The sequence below is a fragment of the Methyloceanibacter marginalis genome (genome assembly GCF_001723295.1).
In the GTDB taxonomy this organism is placed as follows: domain Bacteria; phylum Pseudomonadota; class Alphaproteobacteria; order Rhizobiales; family Methyloligellaceae; genus Methyloceanibacter; species Methyloceanibacter marginalis.
The window spans coordinates 1-15658 of record NZ_LPWD01000465.1 but is presented as its reverse complement, the minus strand read 5'-3'; the positions used below and the strand labels follow the sequence as shown (position 1 = coordinate 15658).

At 56.6% G+C, this 15658-nt stretch carries 13 protein-coding genes and 1 pseudogene; 7 read left to right on the top strand and 7 right to left on the bottom strand.

All coding sequences use genetic code 11. The features are described 5' to 3' along the window. The coding region (locus AUC71_RS16805) for an efflux RND transporter permease subunit (RefSeq protein ID WP_141701794.1) at positions 1 to 1752 on the top strand (1752 nt) is incomplete at its 5' end. A gap of 414 nt (positions 1753 to 2166) precedes the next feature. Here AUC71_RS16805 and AUC71_RS16800 read toward each other — a convergent pair. The 5 genes from AUC71_RS16800 to AUC71_RS21615 form a co-directional block, all read right to left on the bottom strand. Next, a complete protein-coding gene (locus AUC71_RS16800; protein WP_069625180.1) occupies positions 2167 to 2448 on the bottom strand; it encodes a hypothetical protein in 282 nt (93 codons plus the stop codon). Positions 2449 to 2484: 36 nt separating this feature from the next. Further along, positions 2485 to 2925, bottom strand: coding sequence for a DUF411 domain-containing protein (locus AUC71_RS16795; protein ID WP_342021897.1), 441 nt, complete (start codon positions 2923 to 2925; stop codon positions 2485 to 2487). A 582-nt stretch (positions 2926 to 3507) separates the two neighbouring features. Continuing rightward, complete coding sequence (locus AUC71_RS16790; protein WP_204376775.1) at positions 3508 to 3936, bottom strand: hypothetical protein; 429 nt, start codon at positions 3934 to 3936, stop codon at positions 3508 to 3510. Positions 3937 to 3994: 58 nt separating this feature from the next. Then, positions 3995 to 5794 carry a vitamin K epoxide reductase family protein gene (locus AUC71_RS16785; RefSeq protein WP_244501022.1) on the bottom strand — a complete coding sequence of 600 codons (1800 nt, stop codon included), beginning with the start codon at positions 5792 to 5794 and terminating at the stop codon, positions 3995 to 3997. Then, the gene (locus tag AUC71_RS21615) at positions 5755 to 6525 is read right to left on the bottom strand and encodes an NAD-dependent epimerase/dehydratase family protein (protein WP_244501021.1); all 771 of its coding nucleotides are present in this window, start codon (positions 6523 to 6525) and stop codon (positions 5755 to 5757) included. Before AUC71_RS21615 ends, AUC71_RS16785 begins: the two co-directional genes overlap by 40 nt. A 574-nt stretch (positions 6526 to 7099) precedes the next feature. Here AUC71_RS21615 and AUC71_RS16780 point away from each other — a divergent pair. The 4 genes and pseudogenes from AUC71_RS16780 (at position 7100) to AUC71_RS16765 (ending at position 10894) form a co-directional block, all read left to right on the top strand. After that, the gene (locus AUC71_RS16780) at positions 7100 to 7528 is read left to right on the top strand and encodes a DUF305 domain-containing protein (protein ID WP_342021896.1); all 429 of its coding nucleotides are present in this window, start codon (positions 7100 to 7102) and stop codon (positions 7526 to 7528) included. A 4-nt stretch (positions 7529 to 7532) separates the two neighbouring features. Further along, positions 7533 to 8414 (top strand): c-type cytochrome, encoded by an 882-nt coding sequence (locus tag AUC71_RS16775; protein ID WP_069625177.1) that lies wholly within the window; start codon positions 7533 to 7535, stop codon positions 8412 to 8414. An 84-nt stretch (positions 8415 to 8498) separates the two neighbouring features. Further along, a pseudogene (locus AUC71_RS16770) lies at positions 8499 to 10353 on the top strand (methanol/ethanol family PQQ-dependent dehydrogenase). Next, positions 10337 to 10894, top strand: a complete 558-nt coding sequence (locus AUC71_RS16765) for a c-type cytochrome (RefSeq protein WP_069625176.1) — start codon at positions 10337 to 10339, stop codon at positions 10892 to 10894. The pseudogene AUC71_RS16770 and the gene AUC71_RS16765 overlap by 17 nt, the downstream one beginning before the upstream one ends. A gap of 392 nt (positions 10895 to 11286) precedes the next feature. On the opposite strand, the gene AUC71_RS16760 is transcribed toward AUC71_RS16765, so the two are convergent. Next, positions 11287 to 12159, bottom strand: a complete 873-nt coding sequence (locus tag AUC71_RS16760; protein WP_083238567.1) for a copper resistance protein B — start codon at positions 12157 to 12159, stop codon at positions 11287 to 11289. Then, complete coding sequence (locus AUC71_RS16755) at positions 12156 to 13931, bottom strand: copper resistance system multicopper oxidase (RefSeq protein WP_069625182.1); 1776 nt, start codon at positions 13929 to 13931, stop codon at positions 12156 to 12158. The genes AUC71_RS16760 and AUC71_RS16755 overlap by 4 nt, the downstream gene beginning before the upstream one ends. Positions 13932 to 14369: 438 nt before the next feature. On the opposite strand from AUC71_RS16755, the gene AUC71_RS22910 reads away from it, so the two are divergent. Both AUC71_RS22910 and AUC71_RS16745 read left to right on the top strand, forming a co-directional pair. Beyond that, on the top strand, positions 14370 to 14768 hold the full coding sequence (locus AUC71_RS22910; protein ID WP_069625181.1) for a MerR family transcriptional regulator: 399 nt from the start codon (positions 14370 to 14372) through the stop codon (positions 14766 to 14768). A 245-nt stretch (positions 14769 to 15013) separates the two neighbouring features. After that, positions 15014 to 15658, top strand: a 645-nt coding sequence (locus AUC71_RS16745; RefSeq protein ID WP_141701793.1) for a YHS domain-containing protein, incomplete at its 3' end; no start/stop codon positions are given.

The window sequence follows — 15658 nt, the reverse complement described above, 5'->3', positions numbered from 1 at the left end:
CTCGCCTATACCAAGACCTTCGCCATGGCCGCGGCTGCGCTCCTCTCGGTCTTGGTGGTGCCGGCGCTCATGGTGATCTTCGTCCGCGGCCGCATCATGCCTGAGCATCGAAATCCAGTGAATCGGTTCCTCATCTGGATTTATCGTCCAGTCATCGAGCTCGCATTGCGATTCAAGACTGTCACCATCTTAGTGGCGTTAGTGGTGCTCGCCGGAAGCCTCTGGCCCGCGTCGAAGCTCGGAAGCGAGTTCATGCCTAATCTCAACGAAGGCACTTTGCTCTACATGCCGACGACCTTGCCGGGTATTTCCGTGACCGAAGCGGGTCAACTGCTACAGACGCAGAACAAGATCATCAAGACGTTTCCTGAAGTGGAGTCCGTGTGGGGTAAAGCTGGACGCGCTTCCACCGCGACCGATCCCGCGCCGATGGAGATGTTCGAAACAGTGATCAACTTAAAACCTGAGAGTGAGTGGCGCGACAGCCTGACCATTGATGCCCTCATTGCCGAGATGGACAAATCACTACAATTCCCCGGGGTCTCGAATGCGTGGACGATGCCAATCAAAGCTCGCATCGATATGCTGTCGACCGGCATCCGCACGCCGGTCGGCGTCAAAGTGTTCGGCACAGACCTGGGTGAAATGGAGCGGCTCGCGCGCAAGATCGAGGCCGCCATTCGCACAGTACCAGGAACCACGAGCGCCTACGCCGAGCGGGCGATTGGCGGCTACTACGTCAATATCGACCCGGACCGGACCCAGCTCGCCCGATACGGCCTTATGGTCGGCGACGTGCAGAACGTTATAGCAACGGCGCTCGGAGCACAGCCGGTGACCACGACGGTCGAAGGGCGGGAGCGGTACGACGTGGCCATCCGCTATCCCCGCGAGTATCGGAACGATCCTCAAGCAATCGCCAAGGATGTTCTGGTCCCCACCCCTGACGGCGGCACGGTCCCGCTCGGCGAGGTTGCCACGGTGAGCCTAGGCCAGGGGCCGTCCATGATCCGCACAGAGGATGCCCAGTTAGCCCTCTACATTTTCGTCGATTTCCGCGACCGCGATATCGGCAGCTTCGTTGCCGACGCGCAGAGGGCCGTAGCAAACCAAATCGACTTTCCAACGGGCTACTATGTCACTTGGAGTGGTCAGTTCGAGTATCTGCAGCGTGCCAAGCAGCGGCTTCAGGTGGTGGTGCCGATTACCGTCTTGATCATCTTTTTCCTGCTCTACCTTAATTTTCGCCGAATTACTGAGACGCTGATTGTCATGCTGTCGGTGCCTTTCGCGCTGATCGGCGGCTTTTGGCTGATGTGGTGGCTCGGCTTCAATCTCTCCGTAGCCGTGGTCGTGGGATTCATTGCCCTGGCCGGCGTCGCCGCCGAGACCGGTGTCATCATGTTAATCTATCTCGATGGAGCACTGAGAGAGTTGAAGGAGCAGCGCGAACGCGAGGGTCAGCAGTTTACCCGCGACGATCTGTACGATGCAATCATGACCGGCGCCGTGGAGCGTGTTCGACCCAAGATGATGACGGTCACAGCAATCATGGCCGGGCTGTTACCGATCATGTGGAGTCATGGAGCAGGTGCCGAGGTGATGCAACGTATCGCTGTTCCCATGATAGGCGGCATGGTGTCGTCGACGGTCTTGACGCTTGTCGTTATTCCCGTGGTGTACGCATTGGTCAAAACCATGGCAATGCGGAAAGGTCGGGTTCATCCGGGTGCTGCTCTGCCTCAAGTTTGATGAAACATCGTCGTCCTCGTCTAGAAAGCACTGGGAACAGACCTAACGCGCCAGGAAAGGACCTTCGGAATGATGGACATGATGAACAGCGGAATGATGTGGGGAATGGGAATTTGGTGGCTCGTCATCGCCGCAATTGCGGTGCTCGTCATCGCGGCGCTGATCAAGTATCTGTTCTTCCGCTGACGTACCTGCTAACTCGAGGGCAGGTTGAGGTCTCCGGAGCGGTCGGCTTTTTGGCGGTCAAACGCTGCCGCCAGAAACACGAAGTCGGTTGCACTATGATACTCCACCGACCAGCAGATTCAGAGCACGCGAAAACGTGCTGTTCTGTTCGCTTCGGATGGTCGAGATTGGGATGGCAAGAGCGACCCGGGATAGAAGGCAATCTCCGATCCCGGGCTGCCGATTTACCTAGCCTGCTTTTTCCGATTGAGTTTCGCTCTCCCCGCCGTTGTTACCCGACTTTTCCTTATTCATCATACCTTCCATCATCTTATTGCACTGCGTCATCATCTGTTTCATCTCTTTCATCATGCCCATCATTTCGGTCATGTCATTTTTCATGCCCATTCCGTGCATACCTGACTGGCTAGCATCGGTCTGCTCATCTGGTCCCTGAGCAAGGACCGCAGCTGAACCCAACAGGCTGAGCATGAAGACGGAAGCCGTGACTGTTTTTGCAACTTTACGCATTGAAGTTTCTCCTGTGTTGGATTTGATATCGCCTGATCACTGAACGGCGTAAACCGTGGGCTCGCTGTCCTTGCTCACGGCATAAACGTTGATCGGTCCCTCCTTAGGGCCGTCCATGCCTGGTACGCCTGGAGGCATTCCAGGTATGGCAACGCCGATGAGTGGTTGATGTTCCTTGAGCAGCTTCTGCACGATCTCAGCCGAGACATGGCCGACAACCGCGTAATCGTCGATAAAGGTGATGTGACAGCCAAGAAGCTTCTCCGGGATACCAGCATCGAGGGTCGTGGCTTCAAGGTCTGGCGTCTCCTTGACGTCGACCTTGAAGCCATTTTGGCGCAAATATTCCGCGTATTCCTCGCAGCAGCTGCAATGCGGATTTTTGTAAAGCGTTGCATTGGCGGCCTCAGCCGGACTGGAAAGAGGCAACGCCAAGAGGGCAACGAGGGCCAGCGCCCTGGTGGGATTTTTCATCATATTTCTCCTCGCAATTTGCGATTTTGAATCGACGGATCTCGCCGATCGAAGCAGTCTCAACGGTTTGGGAACACCCGGAGACTGAACGCACGAAGCCATGAGGTGCCGCAACAGGCGACGCCTCAAGGCCTAAGTGATGTCGATTGGTCGAGGAGGGGAGGGGTCGGGCGCGGAGATGATACCGTCAGCCAGCAACGGTGTTCTTGGCGAGAATGCAGACCTCTCCCCAAAAAAAGACTGAGGCTGAAGAATAGCCAGAGCCGGAACACAAGCTGCACATGCCGCCTTACACGTCACACCAACAGCATCGGAAGCACCGACGCAGCAGTCACATTGACCCTGTGCGGAGAGAGACATGATCGCGGCCGAAGGCATATTGGCATGGGTAGCAGAGAACCCACCACTAAGCGCTATAACTGCGCTTAGAATGAACACGAGGCATTTTCGCTGCGACCAGTGTTTCATGGCTCAACAGGATTGCATTGAAGCTGCCCGCACACAAGGGAGATTCGCCAAGACTATCATCGATCCGGTGGCTTTGACATTCGCAGCGTCATATTGACAGGCACATCTGATCAGTCCCTACGTCAGATCTCTAGATTGGGCCATGGTCTGTTGCCAGCGCACAAAGACAAATCCAAGAGGCGGTATGATGGCCCATTGCAAGAGGGGAGAGAGGCCAATTTCGACGCCTGCCAGCGGGACGATAGGCATTACATCGGAATAAGCCCAGTTTCGTTCCACCGAAGTATTAAGCCACTCGCTAAAGGCCGTGTAGGCCACGCCCAGACCAGTGGCGCCGGCTGCAACCCGCCAGAAATGACCAGAAGGCCAGTTGCTACCTAAGGCAAGGTGGGCAAAGCCGAGAGTGAGGGCCGCGATAAGGAGATCACCGGCAGTACAGTGGAGCACAGCGAAAGCGATCTCCCTTCTGCTTCCGGATTCCCAAATCGTATAGAGCGGTAGCTGGAGGACTTCCCATATGAAGTTGGCAAGGAGGATTACGCTCAAATAGAGTCCGTAGGTTCGCCACGTCTCCCACGAGGCAGCAGAAACAACCCCTTGTCGTTCAGAAGACATAACGGTCCCAGGCACCATAATGCTCTGTGCTGCGCTGTCCGCGTGGGAGACTAAGGCCGATAGCAACCAAGCCCACGACGACATCGTTGAGAACGACCACTGTGTCGGCGCCGCCTAGAAGCCAGGGCGCTGCTATTAGCCACGCACCGAGAAACAGGTTGATAAGGCGCAACGGTCGCGCAACCTCGGCCATAGCGCAAACGGAAACCGTTATGAGAAGCGCACCAATAAGATGATCGTTGTCAGCGATGGCTCCTTCCGTGCCAAAAATCAGGCGGGAGAACATGAGCCAGACGCCGAGTACGCAGATTGCAGCGAGCGTCCATGTTACCGTGACCCCCCGGACCGCAGCCGCAACCTGCCTCTTAATAGGTTCGGAGAAGTTCGCTTCATCGGAGCTTGTTGCTGCTGATGGATCTGCTCCCCCTTGGAAAAAGGTACGCCAAAATGGACGGCCTTCCCTGATGCTGCGCAACATGTACTGACCCATGGCCACGACCTCATCGAGAGTAAGCGGGATCATGATCAGCATTGCTGCCGCCGCAATCAGGCATAGCGTGCAATATGTTCCAATCATGATGGGCTGAATAATGATGAAAAAGATTGAGACGCCTCCGAGAGGCACGACGAGAATGAAAAAGAAGGCGACCATCCAGGGCATCGTGCGCCACCGGCTTGCTGTTCCCATGGCTCCCATAAGCACCTCGAGCATGTAGCTCGTAGCGCCAAGGCCAGCGTCGGCGATCGGCCAGGCCCTCGAGACGTCCGAGGTTATGATGAATTCGCTGCCATTCTTATTGTCGGCGCCCGAAAAAAACGGCTCCCAAATGGCGCTAATTTGTCCGAACTGATAGGCAGCGAGATAGCGAGCGATGAGCAGGCCGATAAACGCCAGAGCAATAATTGGAAGTCGCTGAAGCCAACTCGAAGGGGAGTAAGTCCATCCCGGAGGGACTGTACTTTCATCCATCATACCTTCGTGGCTCATGCCGGGCATCATCGGTACAAGCACGGAGAAGGTGATTGCCAGGGCGCCGACAAACATATCGTTCGCGTAGGCGGCGGCGCTCGGAGTCCAAAAGACAAGTGGCGCGAAAAGAAGCCAAAGACCTATAAAGGCTGTGCCCCATTGAATCCACGCGAAGCGCGACGACACCGCGAGAGCCCCAAAGACCATCAACAATATGCCGGAGACGATGTCACTCCAGCCGGTTAGCGCGTTCCGCAGTGCCGGATCCCAGAGGCCACGTTCCGCGGAGATATCCCGCAGCGTGGTCGCCGCTGCGGGATCGAAAAGCGCAAATTGTAGAGGACTGGTGAGAAGCCAGGCACCCAGTGCAATCACAAAGAATTGCGTCCACACCGTTCCATAATGCATTGCGTCCATATCGGTCCGATGCGCGGGCATCATTTGGTCGTGTTCGGCCGGAAGGCGTTCGGCTTGCTTCCGCGCCTTGGCGCCAAGACCGGCGACTTTTGAAACGTTCAGTTTATTCGTTCGATACCAGGCCACGGGATCGGCTTTGAGCGCGGCGATCATCTTTGGCAGAATTGCGCGAAGCGAACGCTTCGGTTCCCAACCAAGCAGGTTACGTGCTCGGCTAATGTCGACGGCATAGTGATCGTCGGCAATATCCACCATCCACGGCCGGATGAAAGGATCTGTCCCGAGCAAATCCGTCTCTACCCATGTTCCCGCCTTAGCGAGGGGCTTGGGGACCTCCCAGGTCTCCCATTCCGCCCCATGGATTAGCCGGCCGATTTCCGATTGCAACTCGCCGTAGCCCATGACATCGGGCTCGCCCAGCAATAGCGGAAGTCAGGAGGGAGATCGCCACGCTTATGAATGAGCAGAGCTATGGCCTCAACAAGATCGTCCACATGGAGAAACGATTGGCCGGTGCGGAGGTCACCGGGATAGATATGTCCCTTAGGATCTTCCTCATAGATCCGCGAAATCTGGTGGGCTAGAAATGGGTTGTGGCAAAGATCATCGTAGACGCCCGCGGGTCGCAAATAGACGACAGGAATGTTTCCACGGTGCAGATGGACCAAACGCTCCGCTGCGATCTTAGAGGCGCGATAAGGCAGACTCGCCTCTAGCGGTCGCGCTTCGTCGATAACCTCTCCGGGACTGGTCGCTTTGTGCGCGAGCATGGAACTGGCGAAAACAAACTGATCCACCTCGAAGGACTGGAGTTCACGCAGCAACCGTTCGGTTCCGCGTACTGTCACTTCCTCGTATTTCAGATTAGGCTCGCCCGTCAGGTCGAAGTAAGAAGCGAGATGAATGACAGAGGCAAGAGAGGTGTTGTGCTGCCCACGCACTTTCGCCAGCGCCTGTTCTACGCTCTCATCGCTAGCAAGATCGATTGACTCAAAGGAGAAGTTGTCTTTGCACTGCTCTAGAGGATTGCGATCGAGCCCGATGATACTGTGGGAATCGATGAGCCTGGCCACCAGGGCTTTGCCGACAAAGCCGCCACTACCCGTAATGATGATTTTTTCGAACTTTTCCATGAGCACAGCGCGCGGTTGCACCTGACTCAATTAACGGAATGCGCAAATCGTTCCAGAATTCACCGTCACATCGCATAGCGCGGCTTTAGCCATCGTGGAACTACATCACATTCGATCAGCAAGGCCCGGGTCAGCAGCAGGATTTGCGCAGCCTGCCGAATGCGCGCCGGGCATCGGAGTTGGTGAGAACAGGCTATCCGCCACGAGGCCTCACCCTCTCATTGTCGACGCAAACACCACCATCGGTTAGCAGGCGCGTGTGCGACCGTGTCCATATTTCCGCTTGAGATGTGACGGTATCATAAGGACCCGCCAGAAATGATCTCTCCTGTATGCCGGTCCTTCACATACATGAAGATAGGACTTCATGAGGTTCTCTTCCACGCTTGTGCATCCGGAAGCTCGAAAACAGCAGCTTCTACGGCGAGTATGACCTCTGGAAGCCGTTCGCTGCTAATTGAGGCCAGAATGGAACTACCGTCACAACTATGAGTTCTTCGCTCAGCACGGGTTAAACTCTGATGCTTAGCAACAACGTCGGGAGCGGCGAATGTCATACCTACGATTCCTGGGAATGATCGCTACGGCGATAATCGTAATGTTCAGCCTGACATACCTAGAGTCTTACGCCATCTATGAGCATGCGACATTTAGCGAGACGCGCTCCTATATGGCGTTCCTGATGGGCGCTGCCATGACCATCATTATGCTCGGTTTTATGTGGGGCATGTACAAAAGCCCCTTGGCGAATATTGCAATCGTTATCGGGGGCATCGCAGCATTTGGTTTAACGCTTTACCTTCTGCGAAGTCAGGTCTTCGTGGATCAGGTTTCGTACATGCGTGCCATGATCCCTCATCACTCTATCGCCATTTTGACCAGCGAGCGCGCCGACATTCGAGACGCGCGTGTGCGCAAATTAGCTGATGAGATCATCGAAGCGCAGCGTCGAGAGATTGCTGAGATGAAATATCTAATCCGCGACCTTGAGAAGGGAGAGTAGAGCAATGCTGCGTTCGATAATGATCGCATCGACCGCGCTTGTGCTCCTTTTAGGGGGCTGTGCGGAGAATACCGCACCTGGAAACGACAGGGCGGCCGAGGAGGCGCCGCCGTCGGCAGCAGCAGACCTTGTGCCTGCCTCGAAGGCGGTGCGGGAAGCCGAAGTTTCGGCTGTCTATCCCGAAACCATGACCGAGAAAGAGGTCAGGAAGACGGTTCGGGGACGTATCTGCCGCTTCACCTACACCGGAGTCGGCGATCCTGTTCTCGCAGTGGAAGTCCCTAAAGCTGGCGCACAACCCGGGCGTGGCGTGATGAAGCTCAATGGCAAACTTGTTGAGCTTCAGGGAGAAAGCGGGGAAGGGCAGGATATGCTCGCCGGCGAGACGGTCATGCAGGCGGACGGACTCCGAGCCGCCGTGGCGCCAGATCAAGAAAGCACCGAGGCAATAGACAATGCAAAGCAACGGCGGGAGGCCGCGCTCCGGTTTAAGGTCGAAGGCGCAGAAGAGGTCGGCTTCTGGGGCTTCTATACCTGCGGAGAGGTGGTAGAGGGCAGCGCTACCGAAGCCGACCCTCGGCCTCGCGAGATCACCGCGACCTCTGGTGCGGAAGTTTACGAACATGCGCGCTGCTTTGCCTGTCACGGGGGGTTAGGCTATGGCGGTGCGGGACCCGAGTTCCGTGGCCATGAGAACCTCAGCGACGACAAGCATGTCATCGGAGCCATTCTTAGCGGGCCGGGAGAAATGCCGGCTTTCGCGGACACTTTGACCAACGAACAAATAGCGGCGGTGTCCACCTACATTCGCACGAATTGGGGTAACAACTTCGGTCCTATTACTCCGGAGCGGGTGGTTGAGATAAGGAAGTCGCGCGCGGACTAGGTTTGCGCAGAAGGAGTCCTAATGTTCAGACATGCGATAGTGCTAATTGGTGGTTTGGGCCTCTTCGGTACCGCAAGCGCAGGAATGGGCGTCCTTGCAGCTAGTCCGGAACCGATCACGACCGTCGAAACTGATGATGCGGCCCCATCAGAGGGTGGCGCCGGCGACACAGGGCCTGACCTGGAATCGCTCAGTGCCGATCCTAAGCAGTGGCCGATGGCGACGCGGGATTACGCGAACCAGCGCTTCAGCGAGTTGGACCAGATAACCATCGATAATGTCGATGAACTGCAGGTGGCTTGGACATTTTCGCTAGGTACGATTCGCGGTCAGGAGGCGGCTCCACTCGTCATCGACAACGTTCTTTATGTCGTAGGACCCTATCCGAACCGCGTCTTTGCTCTGGATGCCACCACGGGCGAACTGAAGTGGATCTACGCGCCGAAGCCGAACCCGGCGGCGGTGGGCGTAGCTTGTTGCGACGTCGTTAACCGAGGACTTGCGTATAACAACGGCAAAATTTTCTTGAACACCCTCGACGCTCACACGGTCGCTATCGACGCAGCGACAGGCAAGGAGATCTGGTACACGAAACTCGGCGAGATCAACAAGGGCGAGACCATCACAATGGCTCCGATGGTCGCCCGGGGCAAAGTCTTCGTCGGCAATAGTGGTGGCGAGATGGGCGTGCGGGGCTGGCTGACGGCGCTAGATGAGAACACTGGCGATATTGTGTGGCGCGCCTATTCAACCGGCCCGGATGAGGATGTTCTAATTGGCGAGGATTTCGAGCCATTCTACGACTGGATGAAAGGCGAAGATCTTGGGGTCAGTTCATGGCCACCAGGGCACTGGGAGAACGGCGGCGGCACCGTCTGGGGCTGGCTGTCCTACGATCCCGAACTGAATCTGATCTTCTATGGCACCGCCAATCCTGGTCCCTGGAATTCAAATCAGCGTCCAGGAGATAACCTTTGGACCACTACTATCTTCGCGCGTGACGCGGACAGCGGCGCAGCCAAATGGGCTTACGTAGTCAACCCCCACGACCTCTGGGACTATGATGAGATCAACGAAAAATTATCCTTCTTGATCTGGAGATTGACGGGCAGTCTCGTAAAACGCTCGTGCATATTGGCCGCAATGGCTTCATGTATGTAATGGATCGAAAGACAGGGGAGGTGCTCTCGGCCGAACCCTACGACCACGTCAACTCGATCAAGCGCGTCGATCTCGAATCCGGTCGTCCGGTCGAGAACGAGGAGATGAAGCCGGAACTCGGCAAAGTCATTAGGAACATTTGTCCGGCCTCGCCGGGTGCAAAGGATTGGCAGCCGTCGGCTTGGTCACCCCGCACCAAGCTGATTTACGTACCGCACCAGCATTTATGCATGAACTTCAAGACCTCTGAGGTCGCCTACATCGCCGGTACACCATTTGTCGGTGCGACCGTAGACATGTATGCCGGGCCTGGCGGTCATCGTGGCGAATTCATGGCCTGGGATCCAGTCAAGAAAGAGAAGATCTGGGCGATCAAAGAGCACTTCCCGGTTTGGAGCGGCACCGTCGTCACCGCAGGGGACGTCGCCTTTTATGGCACCATGGACCGGTGGTTCAAAGCGGTGAATGCAAAGACTGGCGAGGTCTTGTGGAAGTTCCGGGCGGGATCTGGGTTCATCGGACAGCCGGTGACCTATGAAGGCAGTGACGGTAGGCAATACGTTGCGATCCTTTCGGGTGTCGGCGGTGGTCAGGAGCGATAGCAGCAGCTGAGATCGATCCGCGGATCCGGAACGGAGCACTAGGCTTCACTGGCGCCACTCAAGATATTCCCGCTTACACACTTGGAGGCAGCGAGCTTCTGGTCTTTGCCATCCCCGACTCGAGGACCGAAGCGCGCAACACTGATAGCGGAGGCGACAATGTCTCAGGACCGTAAGGTGCTTTTCCCTATCGCACTAAGCTGCATAATCATCACCGGGTCGACAGGAGCTGTAGCGCAGGAAGAGAAGACGGATAGTCAAGTCTCACAATCGGAGCTTCTGGACGTTCCGGTAACAACCATCATACCGGGTGACGTCAAGGTAAAACCCGGCGTGAAAAACCCCGCGGCCGACGACACGGGGTCTGCCGAGCGCGGCATGAAGTACTTTGCAAACTTTAATTGCAGTGGATGTCATGCAGCCAATGGCGGCGGTGGTATGGGGCCTGCGCTTAGCAACAGCAAATTCATCTACGGCAACGAGCCGGAACAGATTTATCTGTCGATCGCGCAGGGCCGTCCGTCTGGAATGCCTGCTTGGGGCACGATTTTGCCGAGTGCCGTCATCTGGGATCTCGTCAGCTACATCGGCAGCATCAGCAATGCGCCGAGCACTCAGTGGGGCACGACGACTTCACTAGATGCTTTCACGATCGAACAGGTGCCGGCGGAATTCAAGCAGACGCCGGATCCGTGGAAATACACCGAGCCCTTTTAGCTTTGGCAACAAGCCCCGCGACGTCGATGACTAGTCGGATCGGAATGCACTGAAGCAGAATAAAGCGTTGAAGCGCGAGTCGACCAAGTCGAGGCGCTCCGAAAGGATCGCTTTACCCAAGGCGCAAACGTGCTTCCCGACCAGACGACGCAATCGCTCAAGGATCTCGGTCAGAAGATCGAGGGTCTGTGTAAGCGACTCGATCACGGGGAACGCTAGGCAATTCGGTTCGAGACTAGTAACGTGAACTTAAGCGTACGCGGTCGATGATTAATAGGTGCGGCCCCCGGCGGCTTTGATCGGAACCACCAGTCAAAGAACAGGTTCGACTCCTGTAGGCCGCTCCAATCGTCGATTTCAAGCCGGGTTACGGTTGGTGGCGCTAGGCACAATCAGAACCAGGCCCTGAGTCCCGCCAGTGCACGCCAGCCGCCTAAGTCCTCGTTAGCGGCGCGAGCGTAGTCCGCAGTGTCGCCTATGAGACGCTCGTACCCAATTCCAATGTAAGGGGCAAACTCTGGGTGGAACTCATAGCGCAGCCGAAGGCCAGTCTCCACCGAGGTGAGACCGCTGCCGAGGCCGATCTCCAGAACGTCTTGTGCCGAAAAGTTCAGCTCAATGCGAGGTTGGAGGATAAGCATCTGCGTCAGTAGTTGATCATACTCGCCCTCGAAACGCGCCGTTAAATCTCCTTCGTCCGATAGAAATGCGGCTGCGTCGAGCTCAAAGAAATAGGGCGCCAGCCCCTGAATTCCGACAACGAGATAAGATCGATCCAGATCGCCCGGCAAGAAGTCATGTCGCGCGCCCGCCTGAAAATCGAACCAAGGATTAATCGCACGGCTCCACAACGCCTGAAGTTCTGCCTCATCAGGGTCTTCTCCAAATTCTCCTTCACCTTCGGTCTTGATCCAAAGCTTGTTGAGGTCACCGCCGTACCAACCCTGACCATCCCAGAGGTAGTCGTCATTGCCCTCCTTCATCCTCGCTTCGAGACGGTCGACCATGATTTTGTAAGCGTTTTTTGCGCCTTGTTCGCGCCTCAAGGTCTCTCGTGCTTCCGCCATGGTCATGGGATCGAACACGATGTCGGCGGCATGCGCGGGGCCGGAAAAGGCTTCCGGCGGCGGAGGCGCTTCATAGGGGGTCGGTGAAGGATCGCCCATCTGCCCCATCATCATGCTTTTGCTGTGCTCGGCTGTGTGATGTGCCAATGCAGCGTACGGCAGTAAGCAGAACAACAAAGCCAAGGGCAGACTCTTCATCCGCGCCTCCTCCGGGTAAGAGGGCGGACGGTGACGACGTTAAACATGCCAGCATGCATGTGATAAAGGAGGTGGCAGTGAAATGCCCAATCCCCAGGATTATCAGCGGTAAGATTGAAGCTTAGCTTGCTGCCTGGAAGAATGTTCAGCGTGTGCTTCAGCGGGTAATTTCCAGGATGGCCATTCACCAACTCCATGAAATGACCATGAAGGTGGATCGGGTGTTGCATCATGGTGTCGTTGACTAGAGTCACCCGGACGCGCTCATCGAGGGCGAAGCGAAACGGTTCCACGCCCGAGCTGAACTTCTGGCCGTCGAATGACCACATGAATCGCTCCATGTTACCAGTGAGATGGATCTCCACGTAGCGAGATGGCTGGCGCTGATCCTTGTTCGGCTTGAGCGAAACAAGATCACGGTAGGTCAGGACGCGGTGGCCGACATTTTTTAGCCCCAGACCTGGCTCGCCTGTCCGATCCTTCGGCATCGGAGCGATCATATCGACCCCCACTCCGACCTTCACATCAGGAGGCGCGTTTTCTGGATTGCGCATTTTCCTGCGGTTCATCCCACTCATCGAACTCATGCCGCTCGATGAGCCGTGATTCATGCCGCCCATCGATCCGTGATCCATGCCGCCCATTGATCCCATTCCCCCCATGCCCATGTCGGCCATGGTGAGGAGCGGTCGCGGCCGAAGCGGAGGCACGGCAGCCGCCATACCCATGCGCGGGGCAAGGGTGGCGCGGCCCATGCCGGAGCGATCAACAGCCTCAGCAACGACGGTATAGGCGTTGGCGTGGGTCGGTTGGACAATAACGTCGTAGGTTTCGGCCACGGACACCTGGAACTCACCAACCGTCACCGGCCGGACATTCTCCCCGTCCGCATTCACAACCGTCATCGGTAAGCCAGGAATTCGCACGTTGAAGACAGTCATGGCCGAAGCGTTGATAAACCGGAGGCGAACGCGCTCTCCCGGCACAAAAAGGACCGTCCAATTTTCCTGCGGCCCGTGGCCATTCACTAGATAAGTATAGATGGCGCCGGTGACGTCGGAGATGTCCGTCGGATCCATCGTCATCTTCTTCCACATCACGCGCTCTTCAAGGGACATGTCCTGTGCCGGGTTGTGATCCCGATTGAAGAGGCCAAACAACGTAAGATTGTTGCGGTTGAAATGCCCGCCTTCCTGCTTCAGCTGCGTGAAAATCCGCTCTGGGCTCATGAAGGCCCAGTCAGAAAGAACCATGACATGTTCGCGGTCGTACTGAACCGGATCCGGCGTTGCCGGATCGATAATCACTGGCCCGTAGTGTCCGGCCTGCTCTTGGAGACCAGAGTGGCTGTGGTACCAGAACGTGCCTGACTGTCGTAACGTAAACTCGTAATGGAACGTCTGCCCCGGTCGAATGCCTGGAAAGCTCAAGCCTGGCACACCGTCCATATCGAACGGGATGAGGAAGCCGTGCCAGTGTATAGATGTATCTTCCTCGAGCTTGTTCGTGACAGCGAGATGGATCCTGTCGCCCTCCCGCATCCTTAGAAGTGGGGCCGGTAGCGTCCCGTTTATGGTAATCGCTTCGCCCGTTCGGCCACCAACGGTGAACGGACTGTTCTCGATCATCAGGGCAATGTCGGGTCCCCACTCCGTAGGGATGGTTGGGGCAAGGCCGCGGCTGCCATTTCGAGCCCAAGCTGGTAGACACGGACTAAAAGCCGCGAGGCTCGCGGCTGCGCTACCGCCAAGAAAAGAACGACGATCGATCATCGGCCAGTCCCCCACCGGACCTCTCGCCAGTATTAGACGGCTGAGTCTCATCCACTCGAAACGATAGGGGAGCACTCATTAAGCTTTTCGTCAACGCTTCCGCCTTGTCGCCTTCTTAATGCCTTTGGCGCGTTGTAAGTCAGTCACACACGAGAGACCGAGCAGGAACTAGCCGAACGACCATGCGACATTCAGGTCTCTAATCGCTGGTCAAGGTCGGGGTTGGATAGATCTCTGGCTTAATCTTATCGCAAGCGAAGACAACACGCTTGGTGTTAGCAAAATGGACAAAGGGCGTACGCGGATGCCCCCATACCTAGAAGCAGGAGGCCGGCTAGCATCGCTTTGGCGAACATAGAACCACTCCCTTGATATCGTTGATGAGCGAAGGTGACCTGTTTACAGTCTATAGCTAAGGCTCAAGCCCCGGAAAAGCTCATGTTGATCGGTAAGCTAGCTGCAAGCACGGGGGTCACCATCCAGGCGATCAGATATTATGAACAGCTGGGGCTCTTGCCCACGGCGCCTAGGACTAAGGCTGGATACCGTGTGTATGACCACAATCACGTGCGATGTCTCACCTTTATCCGCAGGAGCCGTGAGCTTGGCTTTTCTCTCGATTGCGTGCGTAGCCTGTTGGGATTGTGGGAGAGCAATTGCGACTGCGCGGCAAAGGAACTTAGTCTTCGTCAATTAGTGATTGTGCGAGGCAAGATTGCCGATTTGAAGAAGCTGGAGAAGGCTCACAAAACGATGACGGATGCTTGCAATCCGGGGGCCCAGGCTTCTTGCCCCCATCTTCGCTACGTTGTCGGACCCGGTCTGAAGATGCATTAGATATCTTGAGGTTCGATAGCCTTGGTCCTCGCGAAGCTTCTGAAGGCGCGATCGGTACTCGCGGGACTGCTCGGTCGGACTCCTAGTTTTTTCGCCTTAGTCACATCCAAAACTGGGTAGGACGAGGGATTCATTGGTATGTCGTTGGCCGGTTTTTCGTAGCCATGCGACATGGGCGTCAATTCAATGCCTCCGCGCTGAAGTCGGGGGGTTCCGGCCCGCGGGAACCGCGGTAGACTTTCCACATGAAACATACCCCAGCCGAAGTTCCTTTCGCCACCGACCCCGTCTGTGGCATGAAGGTCGATCCCAATGTGGGCAAACCCAGCCGCGACTACCAGGGTCACACCTATCATTTCTGCTCGGACGGATGTCAGGCGAAATTTGCCGCAGACCCTGAGCGTTATCTGACCAAGCAGGACGAACCGAAGCCCGCGCCCCCTGGCACGCTCTACACCTGCCCCATGCATCCCGAAATCGTGCAGGAGGGACCAGGGAACTGTCCCATTTGCGGCATGGCGCTGGAGCCCATGGGGGTACCGGCCGAGGACGCGCCAAACGAGGAGCTGATCGATTTCACGAGGCGGCTTTGGGTGGCCGTGCCGCTCTCGCTGGTCATCGTCGCCCTGGACATGGGCACACATGTCCTCGGGCTCGATCTTCTCCCCTTCCTGTCACCAAAGGCAGAGCAATGGTTGACGCTTGTGCTCGCCACGCCTGCCATCCTTTGGTGCGGTTGGCCCTTCTTCGTACGCGGCTTCGAATCGCTGCGCACGGGTTGGCTCAATATGTTCACCCTGATCGGGCTCGGCACCGGCGCCGCCTATCTCTATAGCCTCGTTGCCACCATCGCCCCGGGCCTGTTTCCGGCCTCCATGCGGGACGCCCAC

What these genes read in the sequence shown, in the direction of transcription:
- AUC71_RS16800 (WP_069625180.1), bottom strand. Translation starts at nt 2,448, where the DNA reads ATGCGTAAAGTTGCAAAAACAGTCACGGCTTCCGTCTTCATGCTCAGC.
- AUC71_RS16780 (WP_342021896.1), top strand. Translation starts at nt 7,100, where the DNA reads ATGATCGCTACGGCGATAATCGTAATGTTCAGCCTGACATACCTAGAG.
- AUC71_RS16795 (WP_342021897.1), bottom strand. Translation starts at nt 2,925, where the DNA reads ATGATGAAAAATCCCACCAGGGCGCTGGCCCTCGTTGCCCTCTTGGCG.
- AUC71_RS16760 (WP_083238567.1), bottom strand. Translation starts at nt 12,159, where the DNA reads ATGAAGAGTCTGCCCTTGGCTTTGTTGTTCTGCTTACTGCCGTACGCT.
- AUC71_RS16765 (WP_069625176.1), top strand. Translation starts at nt 10,337, where the DNA reads ATGTCTCAGGACCGTAAGGTGCTTTTCCCTATCGCACTAAGCTGCATA.
- AUC71_RS16775 (WP_069625177.1), top strand. Translation starts at nt 7,533, where the DNA reads ATGCTGCGTTCGATAATGATCGCATCGACCGCGCTTGTGCTCCTTTTA.
- AUC71_RS16785 (WP_244501022.1), bottom strand. Translation starts at nt 5,794, where the DNA reads ATGGGCTACGGCGAGTTGCAATCGGAAATCGGCCGGCTAATCCATGGG.
- AUC71_RS16755 (WP_069625182.1), bottom strand. Translation starts at nt 13,931, where the DNA reads ATGATCGATCGTCGTTCTTTTCTTGGCGGTAGCGCAGCCGCGAGCCTC.
- AUC71_RS21615 (WP_244501021.1), bottom strand. Translation starts at nt 6,525, where the DNA reads ATGGAAAAGTTCGAAAAAATCATCATTACGGGTAGTGGCGGCTTTGTC.
- AUC71_RS22910 (WP_069625181.1), top strand. Translation starts at nt 14,370, where the DNA reads ATGTTGATCGGTAAGCTAGCTGCAAGCACGGGGGTCACCATCCAGGCG.